This is a genomic window from Curtobacterium sp. PvP017 (genome assembly GCF_054060195.1).
Map to the genome: position 1 here is coordinate 14,160 of NZ_JBSSCY010000015.1, position 24,072 is coordinate 38,231.

The following is a 24,072-nucleotide window of genomic DNA, read 5'->3' on the forward strand; positions in this document are numbered from 1 at the left end:
GTCCGCTGCCCGCGAGCGTACGCTCGCGCACGCAGCCCTTCCTCGACGATGAGAGCAGGACCCCGTGCGCCGAACAGTCGCAACCATCCTCGCCGTCGCGACGCTCACGGCGGTCGCGACCACGGGCCTCCCGGTCGGCGCCGCCGCAGCGTCCACGCCCGTGGCGGACCGGACCACCGGACACAGCAGCGCGGGACACGGCACCGCCGCGCCGTCGCACCGGAACCCGGTCGCGCTCAGCCTGCCCGATGGCGAGACGGCGGCGAGCTGCGCCGACCCGACCGCGATCCGCGGGGTCGGACGCGACCGCGACTGGTACCTGTACTGCACGACCGACGCGCTGACGGCGACGGAGCAGAACGCGGACGGCTCCCTCGTGCAGCACGGCGTGCCGACGTACCGGTCGACCGACCTGACGCACTGGACGTACGTGAACGACGCGTTCCCGACACGACCGGCGTGGGTCGGGTCCGCCAACGGCATCTGGGCACCGGACGTCGTGTACCGCGCGGGCGAGCGTGGTCGTCCCGGCACCTGGTACCTGTACTACGCCGCGTCGGACACGCCCTCGGCATCGGCACCGACCGGCGGGGGATCCGCGGTGGGCGTCGCGACGAGCTCGAGCCCGACCGGTCCGTGGACGAACTCCGGAGGCCCCGTCGTCGCTCCGCAGGCGGCCGCGAACGGCACCGGGCAGCGATGGGCGTTCGACCCCGAGGTCATCACCGACAAGGGCACCACGTACCTGTACTTCGGCAGCTACTTCGGTGGCGTCAACGTCCGCACCCTCAGCGCCGACGGGCTCCGGTCCGACCCCGCGAGCGAACGGCAGATCGCGATCGACAACCGGTACGAGGGCGCCTACCTGATGCGCCACGACGGCTGGTGGTACTTCATGGGCTCCGCCACGAACTGCTGCAACGGCGCACTCACCGGGTACGGCGTCTTCGTCGCCCGGTCGCGCAGCCCACTCGGACCCTTCACCGACCAGGACGGTGTCGCGATCACGAGCACCCGGGTCGGCGGGACCCCCCTGCTCGCGCAGAACGGCAACCGCTGGGTCGGCACCGGGCACAACACGGTGGTCACCGACCTCGCCGGCCAGGACTGGATCATCTACCACGCGGTCGACCGGGGCGACCCGTACTACGCCGGGCAGCCGACGTACACGAAGCGGCCGGCGCTCATCGACCCGCTCGACTGGCGGCACGGCTGGCCCGTCGTGCGGGGCGGGGCGGGGCCGTCCGACACGGTGCAGCCGGGGCCGGTCGCGCAGCCGGGGCAGCGTGCGACCTACCGGGCGACCACTGCACCGGTCGACGTGCCCGGACGGACCATCCGCGCGTTGTCGACGTCGTTCGACGGGAGCACGCTCCCCGCGGCGCTCCGCTGGACCCGCGAACCCGACCGCTCGACCTGGACCGTCGCCGGCGGTACGTTCCGCTGGCAGACGCAGGACGCCGACATCCACCCACCGGCGACACCACTCGCCTCGGTCCTGTCCGAACCGGCGCCGCGGGGCGACTACGTGCTGCAGACGACCGTCGCGGTGGACACCCCTGCCACGGGTGACGGCAAGAACTACGTGCAGGGCGGACTGATCGTGTGGGGTGACGACGGCAACTACCTCCGGCTGACGTCGAACTCGATCTTCAACACCCGGCAGACGGAGTTCGGCAAGCAGGTCTCCGGGCAACCGGCCGGGGCGCCGAGCTACGGCAACATGGTCGTCGGACCGGTCGGGGACACCACCACACTCCGGATCGTGCACCGAGTCGTCGGCGGGGAGCACCGGTACACGGCGTACACGAGTGTCGACGGGCGGCACTTCGTCCGCGGTGGGACCTGGACGGCGGACCTCGGCAGCGCCCCGAGGGTCGGGCTCATCTCACTCGGCGGCGCCGGGTTCACGAGCACGTTCGACGACCTGCGGGTGAGCACGGTGGCGACGCACCGGCGGTGACGGGCTGCCGAGCCGGGCGCCTCGGCGGCGTCCATCCGGAGAACGCCGCGGGCCACCACGATCCCCGTCGGGATGGGAGGATGCACCGACGCCTGCCCGCACCGAGAACGAGGTTCGATGAGTCCGACCGAGGACACCCAGTCCGCGGCCCCACTGCTCGACGGGCGCTACCGACTCGAACACGCCATCGGCCAGGGCGGCATGTCCGTCGTGTACCGCGGCATCGACGAGAGCCTGCACCGCCCCGTCGCCGTCAAGGTCTTCCACGCCGGCACCGTCGACATCGCTCGGCAGGAGGCCGAGCTCGGCGTGCTCGCCTCGCTCGAGCACCACAACCTGGTCAGCCTGCTCGACACCGGGGTCGTGACCGGCCACGACGGCACCCACCAGCGCTACCTCGTGATGGCACTCGTCGTCGGACAGGACCTCGAGGAACGCCTCGCCGTCGGCCCGCTCGCCTCACGCCACATCGCCGAGATCGGCTACGACATGGCCGAGGCGCTGCACTACATCCACAGCCACGGCGTGGTGCACCGAGACATCAAGCCGTCGAACATCCTGCTCGTCGACTACGGCAACGACTCCGACCGTGCCCGTGCGCGGCTCACCGACTTCGGCATCGCGCTCGCCGCGGGCGTCGAGCGGCTGACCGCCGACGGCGTCACCACGGGCACCGCCGCCTACCTCAGCCCGGAGCAGGCCCGGGGCGGCGACGTCGGCGCCCCGAGCGACGTGTACTCACTCGGCCTCGTGCTGCTGCAGTGCTTCACCCGGCGCCGTGAGTTCCCCGGTTCGCTCGTCGAGTCCGCCGTCGCCCGGCTGTCCCGCGACCCGGTCGTCCCCGAGCCCCTGCCCGAGCACTGGAAGCAGCTGCTCCGCGCCATGACCGCACAGGACCCGGCCGCCCGCCCCGCCGGTGCCGAACTCGTGACGCTGCTGCGCGACGCCGTCATCGCGGAGACCGCCGGCACGGACCACGTCGTCGACGCCACGTCGGCGGTGTCGTCCGCGGCGGCCGGTACGCCGCGTGCCGAGTCCGACACGGCCCGCCCGGCGACGCTCGACACCCTGCCCGACGAGGCCCTGCACCGCACCACCGCGATGGCCGCCCGCCTGTTCGACGCCCCGATCGCCCTGGTCGAGGTGCTCGACGAGGACCGTGCCTGGTCGCAGTCGTACATCGCCGAGGGCGTCGACGAAGCAGCGCGCAATATCAACTTCCGCAACGGGTTCGCGCCCGTGCCCGTCCCCGTCGTGATCCCCGACGGCTCCACGCACCCCGAGATGCAGCACAGCCCGCTCGTCACCGGGCCGCTCGGCATCCGGTTCTACGTGAGCGTGCCGCTCGTCAAGCACGACGGAGCCCCCATCGGGACGCTCGCCGTGCTCGACACGAAGCCGCGGCAGGCGACCGAGGCCGACCTGGCGAACCTGCACGACCTCGCCGCGCTCGCGGTCACGCAGCTCGAGCTCCGGCAGGAGTCGCTCCGCACGACGAGCGACTCCCTGCCGGTCGCGCAGGTGACGGGGCAACAGGAGGGCGCGCGGCCCTAGACGGTCGCCGCTGACGAACGGGAGGCCCGGTGCGGGCCCGCACCGCGCCTCCCGCCCGCCCTGCGGTCGCGTCGCGTGCGTCGCTCTGGTGCGCGGGCGTCAGCCCGTCCGCCAGCGCCCGTCCGCTGACCGTCCGCTGACCGTCCGCTGCCCGTCCGCGCGCCGGCCCGTCCGCGCGCCGACCCGTCAGCGGGCCGACCCGTCAGCCGGCGAGCGGGCGAAATGCCGGGGTGCGCGGCCCCTCCACCCGGGTATTTCGCCCGCTCGCCCACGCATGCCGCAACTCGCATGCATCCGCTGGAATACGAGTGCCCGTTCGCGCGAGCGGGCGAAATGCCAGCGTTGCGCGCCAGTTGCGCCCGGATGTTTCGCCCGTTCGCGGTTGGGGTGGGGGTCCCCGACGGCTCGAGCGGGCGAAATGCCGGGGTCGGGTGCCGGACGGACCACGGTGTTTCGCCCGCTCGCCGTCGGGTCGCGAACGCCACGAGCGCGTCGTGGGACCCGACACCGAGCGGCGGCGGGTCGGGGCGGGAACAGTCAGGCGTCGGTGAGGGCAGCGGCGTACGCGCGGACGGACCGGTTGTAGCGGGGGAGCGTCGGCTCGACGGCCTCGATCGCGACCCGGAGTGCTTCATCGTGACGGCCCGCACTGTGCAGGGCGAGCGCGAGGAACACCTTCGGAGCGGCGCCGGTGGACGGGTGCTCCGGTGCGTCGCGGAGCATCGCGATGGCCTCGTCGATCCGGCCGAGGTTCCGCAGCGTCGAGGCGTGCTGGACGACCATCTGCGCGGCACGGGCCGGATCGACGTCCGCGAGTCCCGCGGCCGTGGCCGCTGCGTAGTGGACGGCGGCCTCCGCCTCGTGGCCGCCGGAGTCGTTCGCGCCGCCGAGCTCGAAGGCACCGAGGGCCGGGTGCGGTGCAGCCGCGGCGAGCTCGCGCATCCGCTCGATGCGCTGCTGGTCATCGATGGTCTCGTCGGCCCAGAGTGCGGCGACGCGGGCTTCCCAGTCTGCGGTGCTCATCGGTCCAGCGTATTGCCGGGCAGGACGGCACCGTCGGTGATCGTCGCGCGGAAGGAGCGCACGAAGGGGACGCCCGGGCGCACGAGCGCCGGTTCACGCCAGGCGAGGGCCGAGCCGATGGCCGGGTACTCCGCGACCCGGACGAACCAGGGATCGCGGTGGTCGAGTGCTTCGAGCCGGACCGTCGCCGGGGCACCCTCGAACACCGCGGACCACTCGACCCAAGGAGCGACGGAGCCGTGCACCGCTTCCTCACCCTGCGCGTCAGCGGTCCGGACGACCACGTCGGCGCACTCGGCGAACCGCCAGGAGAACCCGCCGTAGCCGGCACCGACCCGACCGTTGCTGCCGGGGCTGCCGAGGTGCACGATGTCGTTGCCTGGAGCCCGGAACGAGGACGACCAGGTCAGTTCCCACCCGGAGTCAACGGCACGCCAGGCGAGGGTCCGGTCTTCGTGCAGGACGACCGTGTGGTCGGGGCCGCGCCAGGCGAGCTCCTGGACCGTACCGCCGCCGCGCGGAGCCGGAAGATGCTCGGCACGCAGCACGTCGACCCGGCCGTGGTCGTCGCGCCAGACGTAGCCCTCGCCGTGCACGTAGGTGGGACCGCCCCAGCAGTTGACGCCGTCGACGTCCGGGATCGCGACCCCGACACCGCAGTGCCAGTCGTGGTCGGCCGGGTGGTGGGCAGTGAGGACGGTACGGCCGAGGGTCCGCACCGGGTGCAGGTACGGGCGCGGCGACGAGGTCGCGGGGGTCCCGGCGCCGTCGCGTTCGAGGGCGACCTCGACCGTGCCCAGCTCGATGGTGCGCAGGACGTCGTCGGTGCTCACCGCTCCGACGCTACCCGCGCGAACGGCGGACCAGCACCACGCTGTCGACGACCTGGTGCGGCTCGCCGTCGGGTGTGCTCGCCGTGCGCGGCCGGAGCTCGGCGGCGATGACGTCCCAGGTGTCGTCGAGCTGCAGCGCCATCAGGTCCTCGTCGGGCGTCGGGAACCGGTACTCCCGCAGTTCGACGGGCAGGTCGTCGTGCAGGGGTGCAGCGTGCGCCGTGACGAGCAGGTGCCCGCCGACCGCGACGAAGCCGGCGGCCCGTCGCAGGATCTCCGCGCGCGGGATCTCCACGGGCCACGACTGCAGGAACGACGCCGTCACCAGGTCGAAGCGCGCCGCCGTCGCCCACGTGGCGAGGTCCGCTGCGACGAAGGCCGTCTGTTCCTCGACCCCGGCCGCCACCGACGCCCGCGAGCCACGCTCGATCGCCGTCACCGACAGGTCGATCCCGAGGACGTCCCACCCCTGCTCGGCGAGCCACACGACGTCGCCGCCCTCACCGCAGCCGAGGTCGAGCGCACGGCGCGCACGGCCGCCCGGTGCTGGTGGCAGCCCGGACACGACCTCGGCCAGCACCGCGTTCACTCGGCCAGACCAGATCCCGTCGCGCTCCGCGTACCGCTGCTCCCACCACTCGCGAGCCGAAGCGGTGGGGGAGCCGGCGGCGGCGGTGGTCTCGTGTGCATGCATCCGCCCACTCCAGCGCACCTGCCGGACCCGACCCAAGCCCTGTTGCCGCCCCAGCAACGTCGCACCGTGCGAGGCGGACCCGCATCGCGCCTCCCGGCCGCCCGATCGTGAGCAGAAGATGTCGGGTCGCCGTCACGGACCCGACCATTTCTGCTCACGAAGCGCACGCGCCCGCCCGCGCGCGCGCCCGCCCGCCCGCGCGCCCGCCGCCCCACCGCTACTCGACGGGCGGGACGGGCTCGGCGTTCTCGATGCGGGCGCTCGCAGTGGCCATGTGCTCGTCCATCGCCCGCTGCACGGCGGGCACGTCGCCGGCCCGCAGTGCCTCGTAGATCGCGCGGTGTTCCTCGTAGGCCGCCTCGGTGGCTTGGCGGGTCTGGACGCGGCGACCGACCCACACGCTCAGCATCGACCGCAGGCTCTGCAGCAGATCGCCGAGCACGTCGTTCCCCGCGGCTCGGGCGAGCAGGACGTGGAACCGGACGTCGGCGTCGATGAAGGCCTCCGGGTCGTCGAGGGTGGCCTCTTGTCGGACGAGGTACTCGCCGAGCTCGGCGACCTGCTCGGGCGTGGCGCGCTGCGCGGCGAGGATCGCGACCGTGCGCTCGAGCGACGACCGGACCTCCAACAGCTCGCGGGTGCGGTTCGAGGCGAGCATGAGCCCCCACGAGAGCGTCGTCGGCAGCAGGTCCGAGGTGCCGCCCTGCAGGTACGTGCCCGAGCCGGGGCGGATCTGCACGATGCCCAGGATCTCGAGGGCGGCCAGCGCCTCGCGCACGGCGGAGCGACCGACACCGAGCCGTTCGGCCAGGATCCGCTCGGACGGCAGCCGCGAGCCCGGTGCCAGTTCACCCGCGGTGAGCAGGGACACGAGCTGTCGAGCGACCTCGGAGGCGGGCGATCCCGCGGGCACGGACTCGAGTTCGAGTCGGATGTTGAGGGGATCGTCCGGGCTGAACGCGGGCATGCAGTGAGCGTACCGTTCGGTCAACCGGTTGGGCCTGCGCGCTTTGGTCAACCGGTTGACAAGTCGAACTGGAATCCGCACACTGGACCAGGCGCACCGATGCGTCCGCTCCACCCGGGCGCAGCAGCACGGGTCGGAGTCGTACCACCCCCACCGAGCAGGAGTCATCGTGGACATCCCCGCCACGCGAGGCATCCCCACCTCGGTCGTCGAGAAGACGGCCATCCGCAAGATCGCGATCCGCATCGTGCCGTTCGTGGCACTGATGTTCTTCATCAACTTCCTCGACCGCACCGCGATCTCCTTCGCGGCCCCGAACGGCATGGAGGCGGACCTCGGTCTGACCGCCGCCCAGTTCGGGTTCGCCTCCGGCGTGTTCTTCATCGGCTACCTCGTGCTCGAGGTGCCCTCGAACCTGGCGCTCCACAAGTTCGGCGCGCGCATCTGGCTCGCCCGCATCATGATCACGTGGGGCATCGTCTCGCTGCTCTTCACGTGGGTGCAGAACTACCCGCAGCTCGTCGGGCTGCGCTTCCTGCTCGGCATCGCCGAGGCGGGCTTCTTCCCCGGCGCGATCCTGTTCCTGTCGACCTGGGTGCCCGCGCGCCACCGCGGCAAGATGCTCGCGCTGTTCTACCTGGCGCAGCCGCTCACCAGCGTCATCGGCTCCCCGCTCGCCGGCTGGCTGATGACCCACGAGGGGCTGCTCGGCGGACTCGCCGGCTGGCGCTTCATGTTCCTCTGCGTCTCGATCCCGGCGATCATCGTCGGCATCCTGTGCCTCTTCGTCCTCAAGGACAAGCCGTCGCAGGCGAAGTGGCTCGACGAGGACGAGAAGCTGTGGCTCGAAGGTGCCCTGGCGAAGGAGAACAAGGAGAAGCGCGGGGGAGACGGTCACGCCAAGGGCGGCCTCCGAGCCGCGTTCGGTTCCGGCCGCGTCTGGATGCTCGCGGCGGTGTACTTCGGCTTCATCTACGGCCTGTACGCGCTGAGCTTCTTCCTGCCGACGATCATCGACGGCTTCCAGGAGCAGTTCGGCACCACGTTCGACCTGTTCCAGAAGGGCATGATCACGGCGATCCCGTACGTCCCCGCCGCGGTCGTCCTGTACTTCTGGTCGCGTGACGCCTTCCGCCGCGGCGTCCGGGTCTGGCACATCGCCGTCCCCGCGCTCGTCGGTGGCCTGAGCATCCCGGTCGCGCTGTACATGAACAGCCCGGCCGCCACGATCGCCGTCATCGCGGTTACCGCCTGCTCGATCTTCGCCGCGCTGCCGAACTTCTGGACCGTGCCGACGCAGTTCCTGACCGGAGCCGCCGCAGCCGCGGGGGTCGCGCTGATCAACACGATCGGCAACCTCGGTGGCTTCGCCGCCCCGTACATCACGGGTGTGGTCAGCGGGTGGACAGGCGGCTACCAGGTGCCGATGTTCATCGTCGGCTTCTTCATGGTGCTGTCGAGCGTGCTGATGTTCGTGCTCGGCCGGAACACGAAGCGGAACGAGCAGCGTGACGCCGACGCTGCGGCGCAGGCCACGACGACCACGACCCAGGAGAGCCACGCATGACCCGCCTGTTCAACGACCCCGCCGACTTCGCCGACGAGATGGTCGACGGCTTCGTGGCCGCGAACCAGTCCCGGGTCCGCAAGGTGCACGGGGGCGTCGCCCGCTCGACCACCAGCCCCGAGGGGACCGTCGCGCTCGTCGTCGGCGGCGGATCCGGCCACTACCCGGCGTTCGGCGGACTCGTCGGGCACGGTCTGGCCGCCGGTGCCGCGATGGGCAACCTGTTCGCCAGCCCGAGTGCCCAGCAGGTCACGGCGGTCGCGAAGGCGTCCGAGCACGGCGGCGGTGTGCTGCTGAGCTACGGCAACTACGCGGGCGACGTGCTGAACTTCGACGCCGCGGCGCGGGCACTGGCCGACAGCGGCATCGAGGTCCGCACGGTGCGCGTGACCGACGACGTCGCGAGCGCCCCGAGCTCCGAAGCGCACAAGCGCCGGGGCATCGCCGGTGACCTGTGCGTCTTCAAGGTCGCCGGCGCCGCAGCCGAACGCGGGGACGACCTCGACACGGTCACCGCGATCGCCACCCGCGCCAACGACCGCACCCGCAGCTTCGGTGTCGCGTTCTCCGGGTGCTCGCTGCCCGGCGCCGACGAGCCGCTCTTCACCGTCCCCGAGGGCCGGATGGCCATCGGCATGGGCATCCACGGGGAGCGTGGCATCGACGAGGCCGACGTCCCCACTGCCGACGGTCTGGCCGACCTGCTCGTCGACAAGCTCCTGACCGAGCTACCGGATGGCGTGGACGCGCACGCAGGCCAGCGCGTCGTCCCGATCCTGAACGGCCTCGGCAGCGTCAAGTACGAGGAGCTCTTCGTCGTCTTCAACGCCGTGCAGCGGAAGCTGACCGCGGCCGGCGTCGTGGTCGTCGAACCCGAGGTCGGCGAACTCGTCACGAGCTTCGACATGGCCGGCGTCTCGCTGACGCTCTTCTGGCTCGACGACGAACTCGAGCAGCTGTGGGCAGCGCCCGCCGACAGTCCCGCGTACCGCAAGGGCGGCGCCGTCCCGCAGGAGCAGGTCGCACCCGAGACCCTCGCCGCGGACGAGCAGGCACCGGTCACGCCCGGCACCGAGGCGTCGCAGGCGTCCGCCGCCTGGGTCGCCGCGGCGATCACGGCCATCCGCGTCACCATCGACGACCACGCCGACGAGCTCGGCCGCATCGACGCCGTCGCCGGTGACGGCGACCACGGCATCGGCATGCAGCGCGGCTCGACCGCGGCGGACCGTGCCGCACAGGACGCCGCCGCGCGCGGCGCCGGTGCCGGCAGCGTCCTGGCGATCGCCGGAGACGCCTGGTCCGACAAGGCCGGTGGCACGTCCGGTGCGATCTGGGGAGCCGCCCTGGAGGCACTGGGTCGCGTCCTCGGCGACGACCAGCGCCCGTCAGCCGCCACCGTCGCACAGGCCGTGCACGCGGCCGTCGAAGCGGTCCTCGCCTTCGGTGCCGTCCCCGGCGACAAGACCATGGTCGACGCGATCGTCCCGTTCGACCAGGTCCTCACCGACCGCGTCGCGGCCGGCGACGACCTGGTCAGCGCCTGGTCGGCCGCGTCAGCCGCCGCGACGGCCGCTGCCGACGCCACCGCCGACCTGCTGCCCAAGATGGGCCGTGCTCGCACCCACGGCGAGGACGCGGTCGGCACCCCCGACGCCGGCGCGGTCTCGTTCGCCCTGATCACCGCGGCGGTCCTGTCGACCGTCTCCGTCCCCGCCTGACCCACACCACCACGAAAGGCACCCGCATGAGTGACCAGCAGTTCCGCATCGTCGTCGGCTCGGACGACGCCGGGTTCGACTACAAGGAGATCATCAAGCAGGACCTGCAGGCCGACCCGCGCGTCGTCTCCGTGGTCGACGTCGGCGTCGACGCGGACGGCCACACCGCGTACCCGCACGTCGCGGTCGACGCCGCACGCCTGGTCGCGAACGGCGAGGCCGACCGGGCGATCCTGATCTGCGGCACCGGACTCGGGGTGGCGATCGCGGCGAACAAGGTCCCCGGCATCCGGGCGGTCACGGCGCACGACTCGTTCAGCGTGGAGCGCTCGGTCCTGTCGAACGACGCCCAGGTCCTCTGCATGGGCCAGCGGGTCGTCGGCGTCGAGGTCGCACGCCGGATGGCGAAGGAGTGGCTCGGCTACACGTTCGACGCTTCGAGTGCCAGCGCATCGAAGGTCGCGGCGATCTGTGCCTACGACGGCTCGGCCCCGGTCGGGACCGACGCCTGATGCCGGCGACCACGGCGGCCGCCCCGATCACGATCGGGGTGTCGCTCAAGATGTACTTCGGGCACGCCCGGACGCTCGAGTGGGCGGCCGCCGTGGCCGACATCGCCCGGACCCACCCGGCGGTGCAGTCCGGCGCGGTCGAGCTGTTCGTCATCCCGACGTTCCCGTCGCTCTTGCCGGTGCACGCCGTGCTCGAGGGCACGCCGGTGCTCCTCGGCGCGCAGGACCTGGCATGGGCCGACGAGGGCGCCTTCACCGGTGAGGTGTCGGGCCGCGAACTCCGCGAGATCGGGGTCGACCTGGTCGAGATCGCGCACGCCGAACGCCGCTCCCTGTTCCACGAGTCCGACCAGGACATCGCCGGCAAGGTGCACGCCGCCTTCCGCAACGGCCTGCGTCCCCTCATCTGCATCGGCGAGACCGACCGTGCAGCCGACGGCGACCCGTCCGCCGCCGTCGCCGAGGTCACCGCGCAGCTGGACCGCTTCGTCGCCACGGCCGTCGCCGACGGGCTCGCCGGCCCCGTGATCGCCGCCTACGAGCCGGTCTGGGCGATCGGTGCGCCGCAGCCTGCGCCCGACGAGCACATCGTCGCGGTGCTCGCGGGCATCGAGCAGCACCTGTCGACCCGCCCGGAGCTCGCCGGTTCGGTCGTCATCTACGGCGGCAGCGCCGGACCGGGTCTGCTCACGCGCGGTGACGGCCGCATCGGCGGCCTGTTCCTCGGCCGCTTCGCCCACGACCCCGCGGCGGTCCGCACGATCCTCGACGAGGCCGAACTGCTGGGGGCGAGCGCATGACCTCCCTGCTCGGCCTCTCCACCTACGCCTACTCCTGGCGCATGTCCGACCGTGTCGAGGCGCCGATGTCCCTCGACGACGCCCTGCGTGACGCCGCGACCCACGACGGTGTCGACCTGTTCCAGATCTGCGACCACCTGCCGCTCGACACCGCGTCGGACGACCGGCTGACCGCGATCCGGACGCTCGCAGACGACCTCGGGCTCACGCTCGAGGTCGGCACCCGCGGTACGGACCCGGCGCACCTCGCCCGGTACCTGCACATCGCGCAGATGCTCGGCGCGACGCTCGTCCGGTCGATGTGGACGAGCGGCGACGACCAGCCGGACGCCGTCGAGACCGAACACCGCCTGCGCGAGGCGATCCCCGCCTACGAGGCGGCCGGGGTGACGCTCGCCCTCGAGACGTACGAGGTCGTCGCCACCGCCGACCTCGTCGCGGTGGTGCAGGCGATCGGCTCCGACCGGCTCGGCATCTGCCTGGACCCGGCGAACACCGTCGCGCGGCTCGAACACCCCGCCGACGTCGTCGCGATGACCGCACCGCACGTCGTCAACTGGCACGTCAAGGACTCCGGGTTCACCCGGTCGCCGGGGTGGGTCGGCTTCCAGTACACCGGCGTCCCGATCGGCACCGGGGTCGTCGACCACGACGCCGTCCGTGCCGCGATCGACCCCGACGCCCGCGGGATCAACCGCGTCATCGAGTTCTGGCTGCCGTGGCAGGACGAGCACGCCGGCGCCGACCCACGACCGGGCGAGACGCCCGCACAGACCACCACCCGCATCGAGGCGGCGTGGACCGAACACACCATCGAGTACACCAGGAGCAAGGAATCATGACCGACACCGTCACCACCACCCACACCGTCGCTGCCGGATCCGGTACGGCCGACGTCACCGTCGCCGTGATCGGTGCCGGCGGCAAGATGGGCACCCGCGTCTCGAACAACTTCGCGAAGAGCGAGTACACGACGCTCTACAGCGAGGCCTCGCCCGCCGGCCAGGAGCGCATCCAGGCCCTCGGCCGCGAGCTCACCGACAGCCTCGACGCCGCCAAGGTCGCCGACGTGGTCATCCTCGCCGTGCCGGACGTCCTGCTCGGCAGCATCTCGGAGCAGCTCGTCCCGGCCATGAAGTCGGGCGCGACGATCCTGACGCTCGACCCGGCCGCCGCCTACGCCGGACTGCTCGCCAAGCGCGAGGACATCCACTACGCCGTGGCGCACCCGTGCCACCCGTCGGTGTTCCTCGAGCGCACCACCAAGGCCGAGTGGGACGACACCTTCGGTGGCATCGCCGCCCCGCAGGAGGTCATCGCGGCCTTCGACGCCTCCGAGTCGCTCGGCGACCAGGACGAGCGTGCCAAGGCGATCGCCGAGGCCGTCATCACGACCATGTACGCACCCGTCATCCAGGTGCACTGGGTCACCGTGAAGCAGCTCGCAGTCCTCGAGCCGACCCTCGTCGAGACCATCGCCTGCATGATCGGCGACTTCCTCAACGACGCCCTCGAGGAGACCGTCACCGGTGTCGGCGTGCCCCGCGAGGCCGCCCGCGCCATGCTCTACGGCCACACCTGGATCGCGCTGACCAACGGCCTCCGTGGTTCGAACCCGTTCTCCGACGCGTGCCACATCGCGATGGGCTACGGCCGCGAGAAGCTCATCAAGGAGGACTGGAAGCAGGTATTCGACGACAGCGAGCTCGACTCGGTCATCGCCAAGATGCTCAAGATCGACGTCGTCCGCCGCTGACGTTCGTCTGATCCGCCGAAGCGACAGATTCCCGCCGACCATCGGCGGGGATCTGTCGCTTTCGCGGCACCCACCGCCCGCCGGCACGCACCGCCCGCCGACCGCCGCGCACTCACCGCCCGCCGCGGGGTCCCCAGGCCTCGGCGAGGGTGATCGAGGCGACCCCCGGCACCGTCAGCGCCTCCACGGACGCCGCGAACCACGCCCGCGCCGCGGGGGAGTGCTGCTCCGGATCGGTCGCGTCCGGCACGAACTGCGGCCCGTACCCGGCCTCGATCGTCGCGTCGGTCACCGACGGGCGCGCGGACGTCGCGACCGCGTTGAACCGTGGTCGCAGCGTCACCGGTCCGACGTGGAGCGCCCTGCCGGCGGCCAGCCGGGAGGCACTGCCCACCACCCAGCGCTGCATCCGGATCGACTCGGTCACCTGCTCGGGCGACCGGTCGTGCATCTGCGGCGTCACGCTGAAGGTCAGGGGTCCGTCCCAGTCGCGGAACAGGTCGACGGTCCGGTTCAGCTCCGTGAAGTGCGCGCGGGTGCCCGCCACGACCTCGAGGTCGCCCACGGAAGCCGCGGCGTCGCGCAGGGCCTGCTGCAACGCCGGGGTCGTCACGTGTGTGGTCGGGTCGAACGCGCCGATCCGCACGACCGCGCCCGAGTCGAGCACGTCGTCGATCGCGGCACGGAGCAGGTCCGGGTCCTCGGTGACGAACCGGACGTCGAGCGGGCCGCCGCCGGCATCGCGGCGAGCTGACGCCAGCACGGCCCTGACGTTCGGGTCGCCGAGCACGGGCTCCACCAGGACCGGCACGTCGAGCGGCACCGCGGTCGGGCGCGCAGCGGCCGGGGCCGAGGCGGCGAGCAGCTGGAGCGTCGGCGGCGGGGCGACCACGGTGGTGGGAGCCGGCCCGTCCAGGAACGCGAGGTCCGGGGCGGGGGAGGCCGTGCCTCCCGGTCGATCGTCCGTCGTCGCGCGCAGCGTGAGCGACTGGTGGACCGCGGAACCCGCGTCGAGCGCGACGGGGAACGGCTCGGACAGTGGCGTCGAGTAGGTCTTGAACGACGCGTCGGTCCAGTTGCGCTGGTCCTCCGTCTCGAACACGTCGCCGGCCAGGTCGAGCGTCAGCGCGACCCGACCCGTCGACCAGTCCAGGCCCGACAGGTCGGTGGCCGGCTGGTGCGGCGCGATCCACGTCGGGAACGCGGACTCGGTGACGGAGCCGGACGGGTGCCGGGCGGTGAACGGCACACCGGCGAGGGTCGGCGGGTGCAGCACGACCAGGCCGATGCGGTTGCGGCGGAAGGGCGCCGTCGTGTTGGCGACCGCGTCGACGTGCAGGGTCGGGCCGTCGACGGTGACCTCGAGGACGTACCGGAGCACCTCGGTGCCGTCGTACCGGCTGCTGGCTTCGATGCGGAGGCGTCCGCCGGTACCCGTGCCGGACGGCTGCGTCCGTGCGAGCACGGTGTCGTCGGCGGTGCGCCAGTCGTGGTCCCGTGTCACGAACCGGATCGCCCGCAGCACGGGTTCACCGTCGTACGCGAGGTCGGCGAGCTCGGCACCGCGCAGGGTGAACCGCCACGCACCGATCGACGACTCGGTGCCCATCGACGTCACGGTCATGGTGCATGACTACCACCGGTCAACCGGTTGGGCAATGATGGGTCCCTGGAGCGACGACGCTCCCAGGACGGAGCGCCCGCATGACCGCACGACTCGACCACAGCACCGCACTCGTCACGGGGGCGGGCTCCGGCATCGGCCGCGCGATCGCGGACCGGTTCGTCGCCGAGGGCGCGCGCGTGGTCTACGCCGACCGGGACGCGACGGCGGCGGACGCCGCGGCAGCGGCAGCCGGTCCGCGCGCACTGCCGCTCACCGTGGACATCGCCGACGAGGGCAGCGTCGCGGCCGGGTTCGCCGCCCTCGCCGCGCAGGAGTGGACCCCCGACGTCGTGGTCGCGAACGCCGGCGTGCAGCTGTTCGGCCACGATGCCGCGGTCGCGGACGTGTCGCTCGAGACCTGGAACCGTACGGTGGCGGTGAACCTGACGGGCACGTTCCTCACGGTGAAGCACGCCGTCCTGGCGATGCTCGCGGCCGGCGGTGGCGGGTCGATCATCGCGACCGGCTCACCCACCGGGCTGAACGGCGAGGGCGCCGACTTCGCGGCCTACTCGTCGACCAAGGGCGGCATCCACGCGCTCGTCCGTGCGACCGCGATGGCGTACGCACGGGACGGCATCCGGGTGAACACCGTCGTGCCGGGCTACACGGAGACCGGGCTCGTCCGGACGATCTCCGGCGATCCCTCGGCGCGCGCGGCGATCGTCTCCCGCACACCACTCGGCCGCCCCGGGACCCCCGACGACGTGACCGGGATCATGGTCTACCTGGCCAGCGCGGAGTCGTCCTACGCGACGGGCGCCGAGTTCCGCGTCGACGGCGGCATGACGAGCCTCTGACCCGACCGGGAGGCCCGGCGCGGCCCCGTCAGGCCGGCGTGCGCTGGGCGAGCAGTGCGCCCAGGGCCGCGGCCCCGCCCGCAGCGTCCGGCACCGTCACCATCCGCGCCTGCCCGCCGCGGAGCCGTGCCACGAGCCCCGGCCCGGACCGCACCACGTAGGCGACCCCGCGGCCGGAGAACCGGTAGCCCCACCCGCCCCACTGTCCGGGCGACACGTCCTCCCACCCGCAGGACTCGATCCGCTCGAGCGGGACGCGCATGAGGGGGATGCGGGTCCAGGTGGAGGTCAGCCGCATCCCGCGACGGTCCACGGTGAGCTCGACCCGGGCGAGGACCAGCACGGCGAGCCCGGCGACGACCAGCGCCGCTCCGGACACGACGGCCGTGCCGACGCCGGCCGGCGCCGTCGCGATCCCCGTGCCGATGCCGAGTCCGACGACCACGGCCCCGAGCACCGCGAACCAGCGACTGCCGATGCGTGCGCGCCACGCCACCCGCGTGTCCGAGCCGACGCGCAGCGGTTCGACGTCGTGCGCGGGCACCGGGGCGGCCGACCGGACGAGTGCCACGACCGGCACCGCGGCGATGACCGCGCTGACGGCCAGGAACGGGACGGTCCACCAGCCGGACAGCGTTGCGTCGCCGACGCTGTTCGTGGCGGCGAGCACGATCCAGGCGGTGCCCAGACTGCCGGCGAACAGGTTGGCGACGAGCACCAGGGTGCCGGCGGTCCGACGGTCGGGCATCCGCAGCGCCGCGAACGCCAGGGCCACCGCGCCGGCGGCCACCGCGAGCGTGATCCAGAACACCGGCCAGGGCGAACTCCAGCCGTCCGCGGTGCCGTCGGCCCCGAAGTGCACGGCCATGCGGTCCGGCAGGCTCGGTGCGGCGACGAGCGCCGCGATCACCAGGGCCAGCAACACCAGCAGCCCGGGCGCAACCACCGCCGTGCGCGTCGTCGTGCGCAGCGTTCGGTTCGTCGCTGGTCGGTTCGTCATCGTGCCCCCTTGATCATCGTGAACAGGTCGTCGAGCGGGACCCCGAGCGTGTCGGCCTGGTCGCGCAGCTCGTCGACGAGCGTGCGCAGCCGGTCGAACGAGGCGTTGCCCGATCGCAGGACGGTGGCTCCGCGACCCCGCCGCAGCTCGATCAGTCCGTCGTCCTGCAGCTGTGCGTAGGCGCGCAGCACCGTGTGCATGTTGACGTCGACCGCGGCGGCGAGGTCGCGCGCCGCCGGCAGGCGCTCCCCGCTCGCGAGCTCGCCGCGTGCGATCGCGTACCGGATCTGCGACGCGACCTGCTCGGCGAGCGTGGCCCGAGCGGTCGGGTCGACGGTGATCAACATGTTCGCATTGTATGCAAACAATCCCGCCGACTCCAGGGTGCTCGCACTGCGTTCTCCGACCATTGGCCACGGAACGCAGGCCCCCGTCCGGGGGTACGTCGTCCGGGTACTTTCGGTTGCAGCGAACCACTCGCTATTCAGGGAGAAACCACGATGACGAACTACGAATCCGCCGACGGGGTGGAGCCCGTCCAGGTCACCACCTACCGTCTCGTCCGCAAGGCCGCCCGCCGTGGTTGGGCCGTACCGACCGACGAGGCCGAGCCGTCCCTCGCCGACCTCGTGAGCACCCGCGGCTCCGCGCGCCCCGAGGGCCGCTGACCCGCACGCCGACGACGAACCCGAGCCCGCAGTATCGTCGGGCCATGCCCCCTTCGGCCCGAGCGGTCACCCGCGGCTTCGAGGTCGGGACCCGAGGCTCCGACACCGGCGTCCCCGTGCTCGTTCTGCACGGCAGCCCCGGCGGCATCGACGTCGCCGAGCTGATGGCCGGCTTCCTGCCGTCCGAGGACTTCCGGGTGGTCACGGTCTCGCGGCCGGGGTACCTCGGCACCCCGTTCGACAGCGACCACGCCACGATCGACGACGAGGCCGACCGGCTCGCCGCGCTCCTCGACGGCCTCGGCATCGATCGGGCCGGCGTGCTGGCGTGGTCCGGTGGCGCTCCGGCCGCGTACCGTCTGGCCGTCCGCGACCCGGACCGGGTCAGTGCGCTCGCCGTCGCCTCCGGGGTGTCCGGTCGCTGGGTCCCCGGACCTGTCGGCCTGGCCGAACGACTCGTGACCGGCACGGCGTTCGGCGCCGGGATGGCAGCGGCCGCAGCGCGCGTCGCCCCGGCCGCAGCAGCTCGCGCTGCAGTGGCCGGCGTGAGCACCCTGCGCGGCGGGGCCCTCCGCGACCACGTCGCCGGCGTCCTCGCCGACCCCGACCGGCGGGCGTTCCTGCTCGGGCTCGCACGCACCGGCAACGCCTCCGGGCCGAGACGCACCGGCTGGGAGAACGACGTGCGCCAGCTCGCGGCCGTGGGGTCGCTCGACCTCGGTGCCGTCCGGGCTCCCACGCTCCTGGTGCACGGCGACGCCGACACCGAGGTCCGGCCGGACGACAGTACCCGCGCCGCCGCAGCGATCCCCGGCGCTGAGCTGGTCACGCTGCCGGGCGGAACGCACTTCGCGCTCTGGGACCACCGCGACGCCGCCGCCGTGCAAGCACAGGTGCGCGCACACCTGCAGCGACCCTGACCACCGGCTCGCCCGCTTGCTCACGATCCGGTATCGACGAGGTCTCGATCGCGACACGACGCCCCGGACGTGACGACTTCGCTGCCACGATGGCGGGCATGACTTCCCTCCGACTCGCGCTGCCCCTGGTCGTCGGTGCACTGCTCGCGTCCGTCTCCCTCACGTCGTGCTCGGCCGACGCCTCGTCGGCACCGGCGCCGGCGCCGACCTCGTCGAGCTCCGGAACGGCCGACGCAGCACCGGCGGCCGCGGCGCTCGACCCGATGGAGGAAGACCGGAGCGCCGCGGCCGTCTGCGGGCAGCTCAGCGCGCTGTCGACGATCGCCCTGAACGCCTCGGACGGTCGTTCCCGCGGTGTCCTGTCCGATGCGCAGTACGAGGCGCTCATCGCCGCGGAGCGCTTCGGCTACGAGCACCTGTCGAGCAGCGACGAGCGGCTCGACGACGCCATCGACTACGCACTCGAGTACCTGGACGCCCACCCGGCGCCTGCGTCGGGGCCGGCGCTCGAGGACAACGCCGAGTGGGAACTCGTCGGGCGCACCCTGAACACCGCGTGCCAGCAGGCCGGTTCGAACGTGGTGGCGACCGCCCAGAACGGCGGCTGATCGGGAGCACCCGGCGGTCCGCTCGCACCAGCGCCACCGAAGGCTCTAGGCCCGCTCGACCGCCGCGACCAGCGCGTCCAGCGCCCGGTCCAGCTCCGGGACCGTCACCGCCCCGTACCCCAACACGATCCCGGCCGGCGTGCTGCCGGGCGCCATCCCGTACTCCTCGAGCGTCGAGACGAGCACGCCGTCGTCCGCCATCCGCGCGGCGACGTCCCGTCCGGTCGCCGGACACGACCACACGACCACCGCGTGCAGTCCACCGGTCAGTGCACGGGCCTCCAGTCCGGCGACGCCGTCGAGCCGAGCCGCGATCCGTGCGCGACGGTGCGTGTAGTCGCGTCGGACCCGGCCGAGGTGCCGGCGGAGCGCACCGGTCCTGAGCAGGTGCGCGAGCGCGACCTGCACCGGTTCGGCGACGACCGCGCCGCGGGCGCGACGGGCAGCCAGCACCGCGGCGGAGCGATCAGGGGCGGTACCGGAACGAGCCGCCGCAGCCGGCAGCACGACGTAGGCGCAGCGCAACCGCGGGTCGAGCGTCTTCGAGAACCCGCCGACGTGCAGCACCACCCCCTCGGTGTCGAGCGCCGCGAGTGCGGGCACGGGGCTGCCGCGGTGCCGGAACTCGGAGTCGTAGTCGTCCTCGACCACGAGCGTGCCGGTCGCCGCGGCCCAGGCGAGCAGTCGCTGCCGTCGTGCCACCGGCATCACGGAACCGAGCGGGTACTGGTGCGTCGGCGTGACGAGCACGACGTCCACCGGCGGGGCGGCCGTCAGCGCGTCGAGGTCCATCCCGTCGTCGTCCAGCGGGATGCCGACCACGGTCCCGCCCGCACTGAGCACGGCACGCTGACCGGTCCGGTACCCCGGGTCCTCGACCGCGAACACGGGTGCGCGGCCGAGGTGCACGCGGAGTGCCTCGGTGACGAGCGACAGTGCCTCGGACGTCCCCGCGGTCAGCAGCACCCGGTCGACCGACGGGGCGAACCCGCGACCCAGGCCGAGCTGCGCGACGACCTGCGCTCGGAGCTCCACCGTGCCGAAGGGGTCCGCGACCGCGTTCCGCAGTGGGGCGTCGGCCGCCGCCCGCCAGGCCGCGCGCCAGTCCCGCTGCGCGATCGCGGTGACGGCGGGGACCCCGGGGCGGCAGTCGACGATCCGGGCCGCGGTGGCCACCACCGACGCTGACCGCGCCGCGCTCGGGTCGGTCGCCGCCGGCCGGACCCCGGGTCGGGCGACGACCGGGACGGCAGCGGTGGCCACGCCGGCAGACGCGACCACCCGCGCCACGGCACCGTGCCGCGTCCGGATCCAGCCCTCGCCGTCGAGCTGGTCGTACGCGGCGACGACCGTGCCGCGCGCGACACCGAGCTCGGCTGCCAACGCCCGGGTCGAGGGCAGCGGATCGCCCTCGCGCAGCGTGCCGTCGTGCACCATGCGCCGGATGCGCGCCACGACCCCCGCGGTCTTGCCGGACTGGTCCACCACGATCTCCTCGATCTGGTCCATGTACTGGACCACTGACGAACCTAGCGTGGCCCGCATGAGCACCACGCCCCACCAGTACGAGCCCACCGACGGCCCCGACCTGCGCGTCCGTCGCATCCGCGAGCGCCAGTCCGACGACCCCGCCGTGCTCCGCGCGATCCTCGCCGAGGCCCACGTCGCCCACGTCGGGTTCGTCCGCGGCGGCCACCCGATCGTGCTGCCCTTCCTGTGCGGCGTCGGCGACCTCGGGGCCGGCCCGGTCCTGCTGCTGCACGGCTCGACAGGCGGAGGCCTCTTCCTCGAGGCCGGACCGGCCGGCGTGCAGGTCGCAGCGACGGTCACACACCTGGACGGGCTCGTGTTCGCCCGCTCGACCTTCGACAGTTCGGCGAACTACCGCAGCGCGATGATCGCCGGCGCCGCGACGGTCGTGCCGCCCGAGCTCCGCACCGAGGCGCTCTGGCAGGTCGCCGACCACCTCATGCCCGGCCGCCGCGACGAGGTCCGCGAGATGACCGCCAAGGAGGTCCGCGCCACCCAGGTCCTGCAGCTGCCCCTCGACCGCGCGAGCGTGAAGGTGCGCTTCCAGGGCAACGGCGAGGCACCGGACGACGGCGAGGACCACACGGTCTGGGCCGGCGTCCTGCCGCTCGCCGTCCGCGCCGGCGTCCCGGTACCGGGGGACATCTCGGGGGACGCCCCGGTCGACGCGTCCGTCGTGGCGCTGGCGGCTCGCCTCGATCGCCTGTCGTCCGACCGGGAGGCCCGGATCGCCGCCGTCATGCGGGTCGCGTCCGTCTGAGGCCGGGTCCACGGCACCCGGATCGCGGATCCGCCGCATCCGAGCGACCTGCGAGGACCGCCTGTTCCTGTGACGAGCCGCAGGAACACTCCGGGACTGCCCAGCCGCGATCCGGGCCGTGACCAATACGTTACTTTCCGGATCGCCCAGCGGTCCCGACCCGGAAGGACCCATGGGACGCCACGCCCTGCCTGCAGCAGCCGACGACCGACAGCCCTCGCGAGCGACCCCGCGCACCGCGGTGGAACCCGCATCGCCGTCGCCGGAACCGCAGCAGCTGCGTCCCCGTGGTCGGCGCTCGGCGCTCGGGCCCGCCGCCGCACGAGCGACGTTCGTCGAGCACCCGAAGCCGACCCGCACCGTCCGGACGCAGTCGCGCCCCGCACCCGTCGCCTCGGCACCCGTGGCCTCGGTCGCCGGTGCGGCCGTCCTGAGCCGGACGGCCGTGCTGCGTGCCGAGCGCGCCGTGGACCCCCGGCACATCCGCCGCGCCGCGAACGCCAAGCGCGCCGCGATCCTGCTCGCACCCGCGATCGCCGTGACCTCGAGCCTGACGCTGGCCGTGCCGGCGAACGCGGCGACCCCGGCGGAGACGCAGCAGGGCACGACGACCGCACAGGCCGCGCAGACCTTCACCGTGGCGCACGACGTCAAGGTCCCCGTCGTCACCACCGACGGCATGACCACCACGACCACGGTCGTCTCGTACCCGACGCTCGACCTGCGCTTCGGCGTCACGACGGCCCAGGCGCAGTCGGCCCTGTCGGCGGCGCTGTCCGCCGGGGGAGACCGCGCCACGATCGTCGAGACCGCCCTGCAGTACATGGGAGACCCCTACGTCGAGGGCGGCGCGAGCCACGAGGGCATCGACTGCTCCGGCCTGACGATGGTCGCGTACGCCGCGGTCGGCATCCCGCTCGTCCACTACGTGCCGACGCAGGACGCCGCCGCGACGACGATCCCCGAGTCCGAGGCGCTGCCCGGCGACCTGGTCGTGTACGACGACGAGGACCACGTCGGCCTCTACCTCGGCCAGGGACTCGTGCTGCAGGCCCCGCACCCGGGCGAGGTCGTCGACATCGTGCCGATGTACTCTGCCGCGCACCACTTCGCGCGCCTGCTGCCCGCCGGCAGCTGACCCGACGCAGGCGGGGCCGACGACGCTGACCATCCCGGCCACCGGAGGGTCCGGCACCGACGTGTCACGGGCCTCCCGTATCCTGGTCCGATGGCTTCCGAGACCCGCACTCCGTTCGAACAGCAGCAGTCTGCTCGTCCGCAGGTGCGTCCGCGCACCGAGGGCTGGAAGCAGGCGACCGACACCGACGGCCGTCCGCTGCTGCAGTTCGCGTCGCCGAAGCGCGGCAAGCCGCCCGTGCACCTCGCCGACCTGACGGCAGCGGAGCGCGAGGCACGCGTCAAGGAACTCGGCCTGCCGGGCTTCCGGGCGAAGCAGCTCGCGACCCACTACTTCACGCACTACACGTCCGACCCGGACAAGATGACCGACCTGCCCGCAGCCCAGCGCGAGCAGCTCGTCGCCGGGATGCTGCCGCCCCTGCTGACCGAGACCCGGCGGCTGGCGACGGACAACGGCGACACCATCAAGTTCCTGTGGAAGCTGCACGACGGCGCCCTGGTCGAGTCGGTGCTCATGCGGTACCCGGGTCGCATCACGCTGTGCGTCTCGTCGCAGGCCGGCTGCGGCATGAACTGCCCGTTCTGCGCCACCGGTCAGGCGGGTCTGACCCGCAACATGTCGACCGCCGAGATCATCGAGCAGATCGTCCGGGCCAACGCGGCCATCGCGGCGGGGGAGCTCGGTGGCGATCCCCGCAAGGGCGGCAAGGACCGCGTCGACGCCGAGCGCGTGACGAACATCGTGTTCATGGGCATGGGGGAGCCGCTCGCCAACTACAAGCGGGTGATGGACGCCGTCCGGCTGATGGTCGCGCCGCAGCCGAACGGCCTCGGCATGAGCGCCCGCGGCATCACGATCTCGACCGTCGGGCTGGTCCCCGCGATCCTCAAGCTGGCGGAGGAGGACATCCCGGTGACCTTCGCGCTGTCGCTGCACGCCCCGGACGACGAACTCCGCGACGAGCTCATCCCGGTGAACTCGCGCTGGAAGGCCGACGAGGCGATCGACGCCGCGCACAACTACTACGTCAAGACGGGCCGCCGTGTCTCGATCGAGTACGCGCTCATCAAGGACATGAACGACCACGCCTGGCGTGCCGACCTGCTCGCCGAGAAGCTCAACAAGCGCGGCAAGGGCTGGGTGCACGTCAACCCGATCCCGCTCAACCCGACGCCGGGCTCCGTGTGGACCTCGTCCGAGGTGCACGTGCAGGACGAGTTCGTCCGCCGACTCAACGCCGCGGGCATCCCGACCACCCTGCGTGACACCCGCGGCAAGGAGATCGACGGGGCCTGCGGGCAGCTCGCTGCCGCCGAGTAGACCCCGCGTCGACGGGGCCTCCCGAGCCGACACGCCCGGGAGGGCCAACGGTTGGCGAGGCCCCCGGAGCCTGTGTAGTGTTACCTCTCGTTGCCACGGCGGCGGAGAACGGAACGGCTGAGACGGTCCCTGGGTTCACCTGGAGATCTTGTCCGCCACGGTTCTTCCCCGGGTAGCGGATTTCATAGCCTCTCTGGCGGAGCATCTTCGGGTGTCGAGCGGGGGAGTGCGTCTGGTCCTTGAGAACTCAACAGCGTGCACATTGTCAA

Annotated in this window: 23 protein-coding genes; 15 read left to right on the forward strand and 8 right to left on the reverse strand. The window is 72.8% G+C overall.

Going from position 1 to position 24,072, the window contains the following annotated elements; all coding sequences use genetic code 11:
* The first annotated feature begins 64 nt into the window (after nt 1–64).
* Nucleotides 65–1,963: a family 43 glycosylhydrolase gene (locus ACVKXF_RS17855; protein ID WP_456796535.1), complete on the forward strand. Its 1,899-nt coding sequence runs from the start codon at nt 65–67 to the stop codon at nt 1,961–1,963.
* A 117-nt stretch (nt 1,964–2,080) separates the two neighbouring features.
* Nucleotides 2,081–3,517 (forward strand): protein kinase domain-containing protein, encoded by a 1,437-nt coding sequence (locus ACVKXF_RS17860; RefSeq protein ID WP_456796536.1) that lies wholly within the window; start codon nt 2,081–2,083, stop codon nt 3,515–3,517.
* Nucleotides 3,518–4,054: 537 nt separating this feature from the next.
* On the opposite strand, the gene ACVKXF_RS17865 is transcribed toward ACVKXF_RS17860, so the two are convergent.
* The 4 genes from ACVKXF_RS17865 to ACVKXF_RS17880 form a co-directional block, all read right to left on the reverse strand.
* On the reverse strand, nt 4,055–4,540 hold the full coding sequence (locus ACVKXF_RS17865; protein ID WP_456796537.1) for a tetratricopeptide repeat protein: 486 nt from the start codon (nt 4,538–4,540) through the stop codon (nt 4,055–4,057).
* Nucleotides 4,537–5,373, reverse strand: a complete 837-nt coding sequence (locus ACVKXF_RS17870) for a DUF6807 domain-containing protein (RefSeq protein WP_456796538.1) — start codon at nt 5,371–5,373, stop codon at nt 4,537–4,539. Before ACVKXF_RS17870 ends, ACVKXF_RS17865 begins: the two co-directional genes overlap by 4 nt.
* A gap of 10 nt (nt 5,374–5,383) precedes the next feature.
* Nucleotides 5,384–6,067 carry a class I SAM-dependent methyltransferase gene (locus ACVKXF_RS17875; RefSeq protein ID WP_456796539.1) on the reverse strand — a complete coding sequence of 228 codons (684 nt, stop codon included), beginning with the start codon at nt 6,065–6,067 and terminating at the stop codon, nt 5,384–5,386.
* Nucleotides 6,068–6,284: 217 nt separating this feature from the next.
* Nucleotides 6,285–7,034 (reverse strand): FadR/GntR family transcriptional regulator, encoded by a 750-nt coding sequence (locus ACVKXF_RS17880; protein ID WP_123314411.1) that lies wholly within the window; start codon nt 7,032–7,034, stop codon nt 6,285–6,287.
* Between the two features lie 169 nt (nt 7,035–7,203).
* On the opposite strand from ACVKXF_RS17880, the gene ACVKXF_RS17885 reads away from it, so the two are divergent.
* From ACVKXF_RS17885 to ACVKXF_RS17910, 6 genes are read left to right on the forward strand one after another with little or no spacing between them, the layout of a single operon-like run.
* Nucleotides 7,204–8,601, forward strand: coding sequence for an MFS transporter (locus ACVKXF_RS17885; RefSeq protein ID WP_456796540.1), 1,398 nt, complete (start codon nt 7,204–7,206; stop codon nt 8,599–8,601).
* Nucleotides 8,598–10,322 (forward strand): dihydroxyacetone kinase family protein, encoded by a 1,725-nt coding sequence (locus ACVKXF_RS17890; RefSeq protein ID WP_456796541.1) that lies wholly within the window; start codon nt 8,598–8,600, stop codon nt 10,320–10,322. The genes ACVKXF_RS17885 and ACVKXF_RS17890 overlap by 4 nt, the downstream gene beginning before the upstream one ends.
* Nucleotides 10,323–10,348: 26 nt before the next feature.
* Entirely contained in the window at nt 10,349–10,834 is a 486-nt protein-coding gene (locus ACVKXF_RS17895) for a ribose-5-phosphate isomerase (protein ID WP_111086530.1), read from the forward strand.
* Nucleotides 10,834–11,634 carry a triose-phosphate isomerase family protein gene (locus ACVKXF_RS17900; protein ID WP_456796542.1) on the forward strand — a complete coding sequence of 267 codons (801 nt, stop codon included), beginning with the start codon at nt 10,834–10,836 and terminating at the stop codon, nt 11,632–11,634. Before ACVKXF_RS17895 ends, ACVKXF_RS17900 begins: the two co-directional genes overlap by 1 nt.
* Nucleotides 11,631–12,476 carry a sugar phosphate isomerase/epimerase family protein gene (locus tag ACVKXF_RS17905; protein WP_456796543.1) on the forward strand — a complete coding sequence of 282 codons (846 nt, stop codon included), beginning with the start codon at nt 11,631–11,633 and terminating at the stop codon, nt 12,474–12,476. The genes ACVKXF_RS17900 and ACVKXF_RS17905 overlap by 4 nt, the downstream gene beginning before the upstream one ends.
* Nucleotides 12,473–13,390: a phosphogluconate dehydrogenase C-terminal domain-containing protein gene (locus ACVKXF_RS17910; protein ID WP_456796544.1), complete on the forward strand. Its 918-nt coding sequence runs from the start codon at nt 12,473–12,475 to the stop codon at nt 13,388–13,390. Before ACVKXF_RS17905 ends, ACVKXF_RS17910 begins: the two co-directional genes overlap by 4 nt.
* Nucleotides 13,391–13,502: 112 nt before the next feature.
* Here ACVKXF_RS17910 and ACVKXF_RS17915 read toward each other — a convergent pair whose 3' ends face one another.
* Nucleotides 13,503–15,014 carry a hypothetical protein gene (locus ACVKXF_RS17915; protein ID WP_456796545.1) on the reverse strand — a complete coding sequence of 504 codons (1,512 nt, stop codon included), beginning with the start codon at nt 15,012–15,014 and terminating at the stop codon, nt 13,503–13,505.
* An 80-nt stretch (nt 15,015–15,094) separates the two neighbouring features.
* Here ACVKXF_RS17915 and ACVKXF_RS17920 point away from each other — a divergent pair, with 80 nt between their 5' ends.
* On the forward strand, nt 15,095–15,856 hold the full coding sequence (locus ACVKXF_RS17920) for an SDR family NAD(P)-dependent oxidoreductase (RefSeq protein ID WP_456796546.1): 762 nt from the start codon (nt 15,095–15,097) through the stop codon (nt 15,854–15,856).
* A gap of 28 nt (nt 15,857–15,884) precedes the next feature.
* Here the strand turns inward: ACVKXF_RS17920 and ACVKXF_RS17925 are convergent, their stop codons facing one another.
* Together ACVKXF_RS17925 and ACVKXF_RS17930 are read right to left on the reverse strand one after the other, a co-directional pair.
* Nucleotides 15,885–16,856, reverse strand: a complete 972-nt coding sequence (locus ACVKXF_RS17925; RefSeq protein ID WP_456796547.1) for a DUF1648 domain-containing protein — start codon at nt 16,854–16,856, stop codon at nt 15,885–15,887.
* Entirely contained in the window at nt 16,853–17,203 is a 351-nt protein-coding gene (locus ACVKXF_RS17930; RefSeq protein WP_396290824.1) for a GntR family transcriptional regulator, read from the reverse strand. The genes ACVKXF_RS17925 and ACVKXF_RS17930 overlap by 4 nt, the downstream gene beginning before the upstream one ends.
* A 153-nt stretch (nt 17,204–17,356) precedes the next feature.
* On the opposite strand from ACVKXF_RS17930, the gene ACVKXF_RS17935 reads away from it, so the two are divergent.
* From ACVKXF_RS17935 to ACVKXF_RS17945, 3 genes are all read left to right on the forward strand, one after another.
* Entirely contained in the window at nt 17,357–17,524 is a 168-nt protein-coding gene (locus ACVKXF_RS17935) for a hypothetical protein (protein ID WP_185021522.1), read from the forward strand.
* Nucleotides 17,525–17,568: 44 nt separating this feature from the next.
* The gene (locus ACVKXF_RS17940; protein WP_456796548.1) at nt 17,569–18,444 is read left to right on the forward strand and encodes an alpha/beta fold hydrolase; all 876 of its coding nucleotides are present in this window, start codon (nt 17,569–17,571) and stop codon (nt 18,442–18,444) included.
* Nucleotides 18,445–18,542: 98 nt separating this feature from the next.
* Nucleotides 18,543–19,052 carry a hypothetical protein gene (locus tag ACVKXF_RS17945; RefSeq protein WP_456796549.1) on the forward strand — a complete coding sequence of 170 codons (510 nt, stop codon included), beginning with the start codon at nt 18,543–18,545 and terminating at the stop codon, nt 19,050–19,052.
* A 45-nt stretch (nt 19,053–19,097) separates the two neighbouring features.
* Here the strand turns inward: ACVKXF_RS17945 and pdxR are convergent, their stop codons facing one another.
* Nucleotides 19,098–20,573 carry a MocR-like pyridoxine biosynthesis transcription factor PdxR gene (gene pdxR / locus ACVKXF_RS17950; protein ID WP_456796550.1) on the reverse strand — a complete coding sequence of 492 codons (1,476 nt, stop codon included), beginning with the start codon at nt 20,571–20,573 and terminating at the stop codon, nt 19,098–19,100.
* Nucleotides 20,574–20,595: 22 nt separating this feature from the next.
* Here pdxR and ACVKXF_RS17955 point away from each other — a divergent pair, with 22 nt between their 5' ends.
* The 3 genes from ACVKXF_RS17955 (at nt 20,596) to rlmN (ending at nt 23,803) form a co-directional block, all read left to right on the forward strand.
* Nucleotides 20,596–21,342 (forward strand): pyridoxamine 5'-phosphate oxidase family protein, encoded by a 747-nt coding sequence (locus ACVKXF_RS17955; protein ID WP_340195578.1) that lies wholly within the window; start codon nt 20,596–20,598, stop codon nt 21,340–21,342.
* Nucleotides 21,343–21,514: 172 nt separating this feature from the next.
* Nucleotides 21,515–22,480, forward strand: coding sequence for a C40 family peptidase (locus ACVKXF_RS17960; protein WP_456796551.1), 966 nt, complete (start codon nt 21,515–21,517; stop codon nt 22,478–22,480).
* Nucleotides 22,481–22,570: 90 nt separating this feature from the next.
* Nucleotides 22,571–23,803 carry a 23S rRNA (adenine(2503)-C(2))-methyltransferase RlmN gene (rlmN, locus tag ACVKXF_RS17965; protein WP_123314398.1) on the forward strand — a complete coding sequence of 411 codons (1,233 nt, stop codon included), beginning with the start codon at nt 22,571–22,573 and terminating at the stop codon, nt 23,801–23,803.
* The last annotated feature ends 269 nt before the right edge of the window (nt 23,804–24,072 follow it).

Excerpts from the sequence above, each read along its gene's own strand:
- ACVKXF_RS17860 (WP_456796536.1), top strand. The coding sequence starts at position 2,081 with ATGAGTCCGACCGAGGACACCCAGTCCGCGGCCCCACTGCTCGACGGG.
- ACVKXF_RS17865 (WP_456796537.1), bottom strand. The coding sequence starts at position 4,540 with ATGAGCACCGCAGACTGGGAAGCCCGCGTCGCCGCACTCTGGGCCGAC.
- ACVKXF_RS17875 (WP_456796539.1), bottom strand. The coding sequence starts at position 6,067 with ATGCATGCACACGAGACCACCGCCGCCGCCGGCTCCCCCACCGCTTCG.
- ACVKXF_RS17880 (WP_123314411.1), bottom strand. The coding sequence starts at position 7,034 with ATGCCCGCGTTCAGCCCGGACGATCCCCTCAACATCCGACTCGAACTC.
- ACVKXF_RS17890 (WP_456796541.1), top strand. The coding sequence starts at position 8,598 with ATGACCCGCCTGTTCAACGACCCCGCCGACTTCGCCGACGAGATGGTC.
- ACVKXF_RS17895 (WP_111086530.1), top strand. The coding sequence starts at position 10,349 with ATGAGTGACCAGCAGTTCCGCATCGTCGTCGGCTCGGACGACGCCGGG.
- ACVKXF_RS17900 (WP_456796542.1), top strand. The coding sequence starts at position 10,834 with ATGCCGGCGACCACGGCGGCCGCCCCGATCACGATCGGGGTGTCGCTC.
- ACVKXF_RS17905 (WP_456796543.1), top strand. The coding sequence starts at position 11,631 with ATGACCTCCCTGCTCGGCCTCTCCACCTACGCCTACTCCTGGCGCATG.
- ACVKXF_RS17910 (WP_456796544.1), top strand. The coding sequence starts at position 12,473 with ATGACCGACACCGTCACCACCACCCACACCGTCGCTGCCGGATCCGGT.
- ACVKXF_RS17915 (WP_456796545.1), bottom strand. The coding sequence starts at position 15,014 with ATGACCGTGACGTCGATGGGCACCGAGTCGTCGATCGGTGCGTGGCGG.
- ACVKXF_RS17920 (WP_456796546.1), top strand. The coding sequence starts at position 15,095 with ATGACCGCACGACTCGACCACAGCACCGCACTCGTCACGGGGGCGGGC.
- ACVKXF_RS17925 (WP_456796547.1), bottom strand. The coding sequence starts at position 16,856 with ATGACGAACCGACCAGCGACGAACCGAACGCTGCGCACGACGACGCGC.
- ACVKXF_RS17930 (WP_396290824.1), bottom strand. The coding sequence starts at position 17,203 with ATGTTGATCACCGTCGACCCGACCGCTCGGGCCACGCTCGCCGAGCAG.
- ACVKXF_RS17935 (WP_185021522.1), top strand. The coding sequence starts at position 17,357 with ATGACGAACTACGAATCCGCCGACGGGGTGGAGCCCGTCCAGGTCACC.
- ACVKXF_RS17940 (WP_456796548.1), top strand. The coding sequence starts at position 17,569 with ATGCCCCCTTCGGCCCGAGCGGTCACCCGCGGCTTCGAGGTCGGGACC.
- ACVKXF_RS17945 (WP_456796549.1), top strand. The coding sequence starts at position 18,543 with ATGACTTCCCTCCGACTCGCGCTGCCCCTGGTCGTCGGTGCACTGCTC.
- ACVKXF_RS17955 (WP_340195578.1), top strand. The coding sequence starts at position 20,596 with ATGAGCACCACGCCCCACCAGTACGAGCCCACCGACGGCCCCGACCTG.
- ACVKXF_RS17960 (WP_456796551.1), top strand. The coding sequence starts at position 21,515 with ATGGGACGCCACGCCCTGCCTGCAGCAGCCGACGACCGACAGCCCTCG.
- rlmN (WP_123314398.1), top strand. The coding sequence starts at position 22,571 with ATGGCTTCCGAGACCCGCACTCCGTTCGAACAGCAGCAGTCTGCTCGT.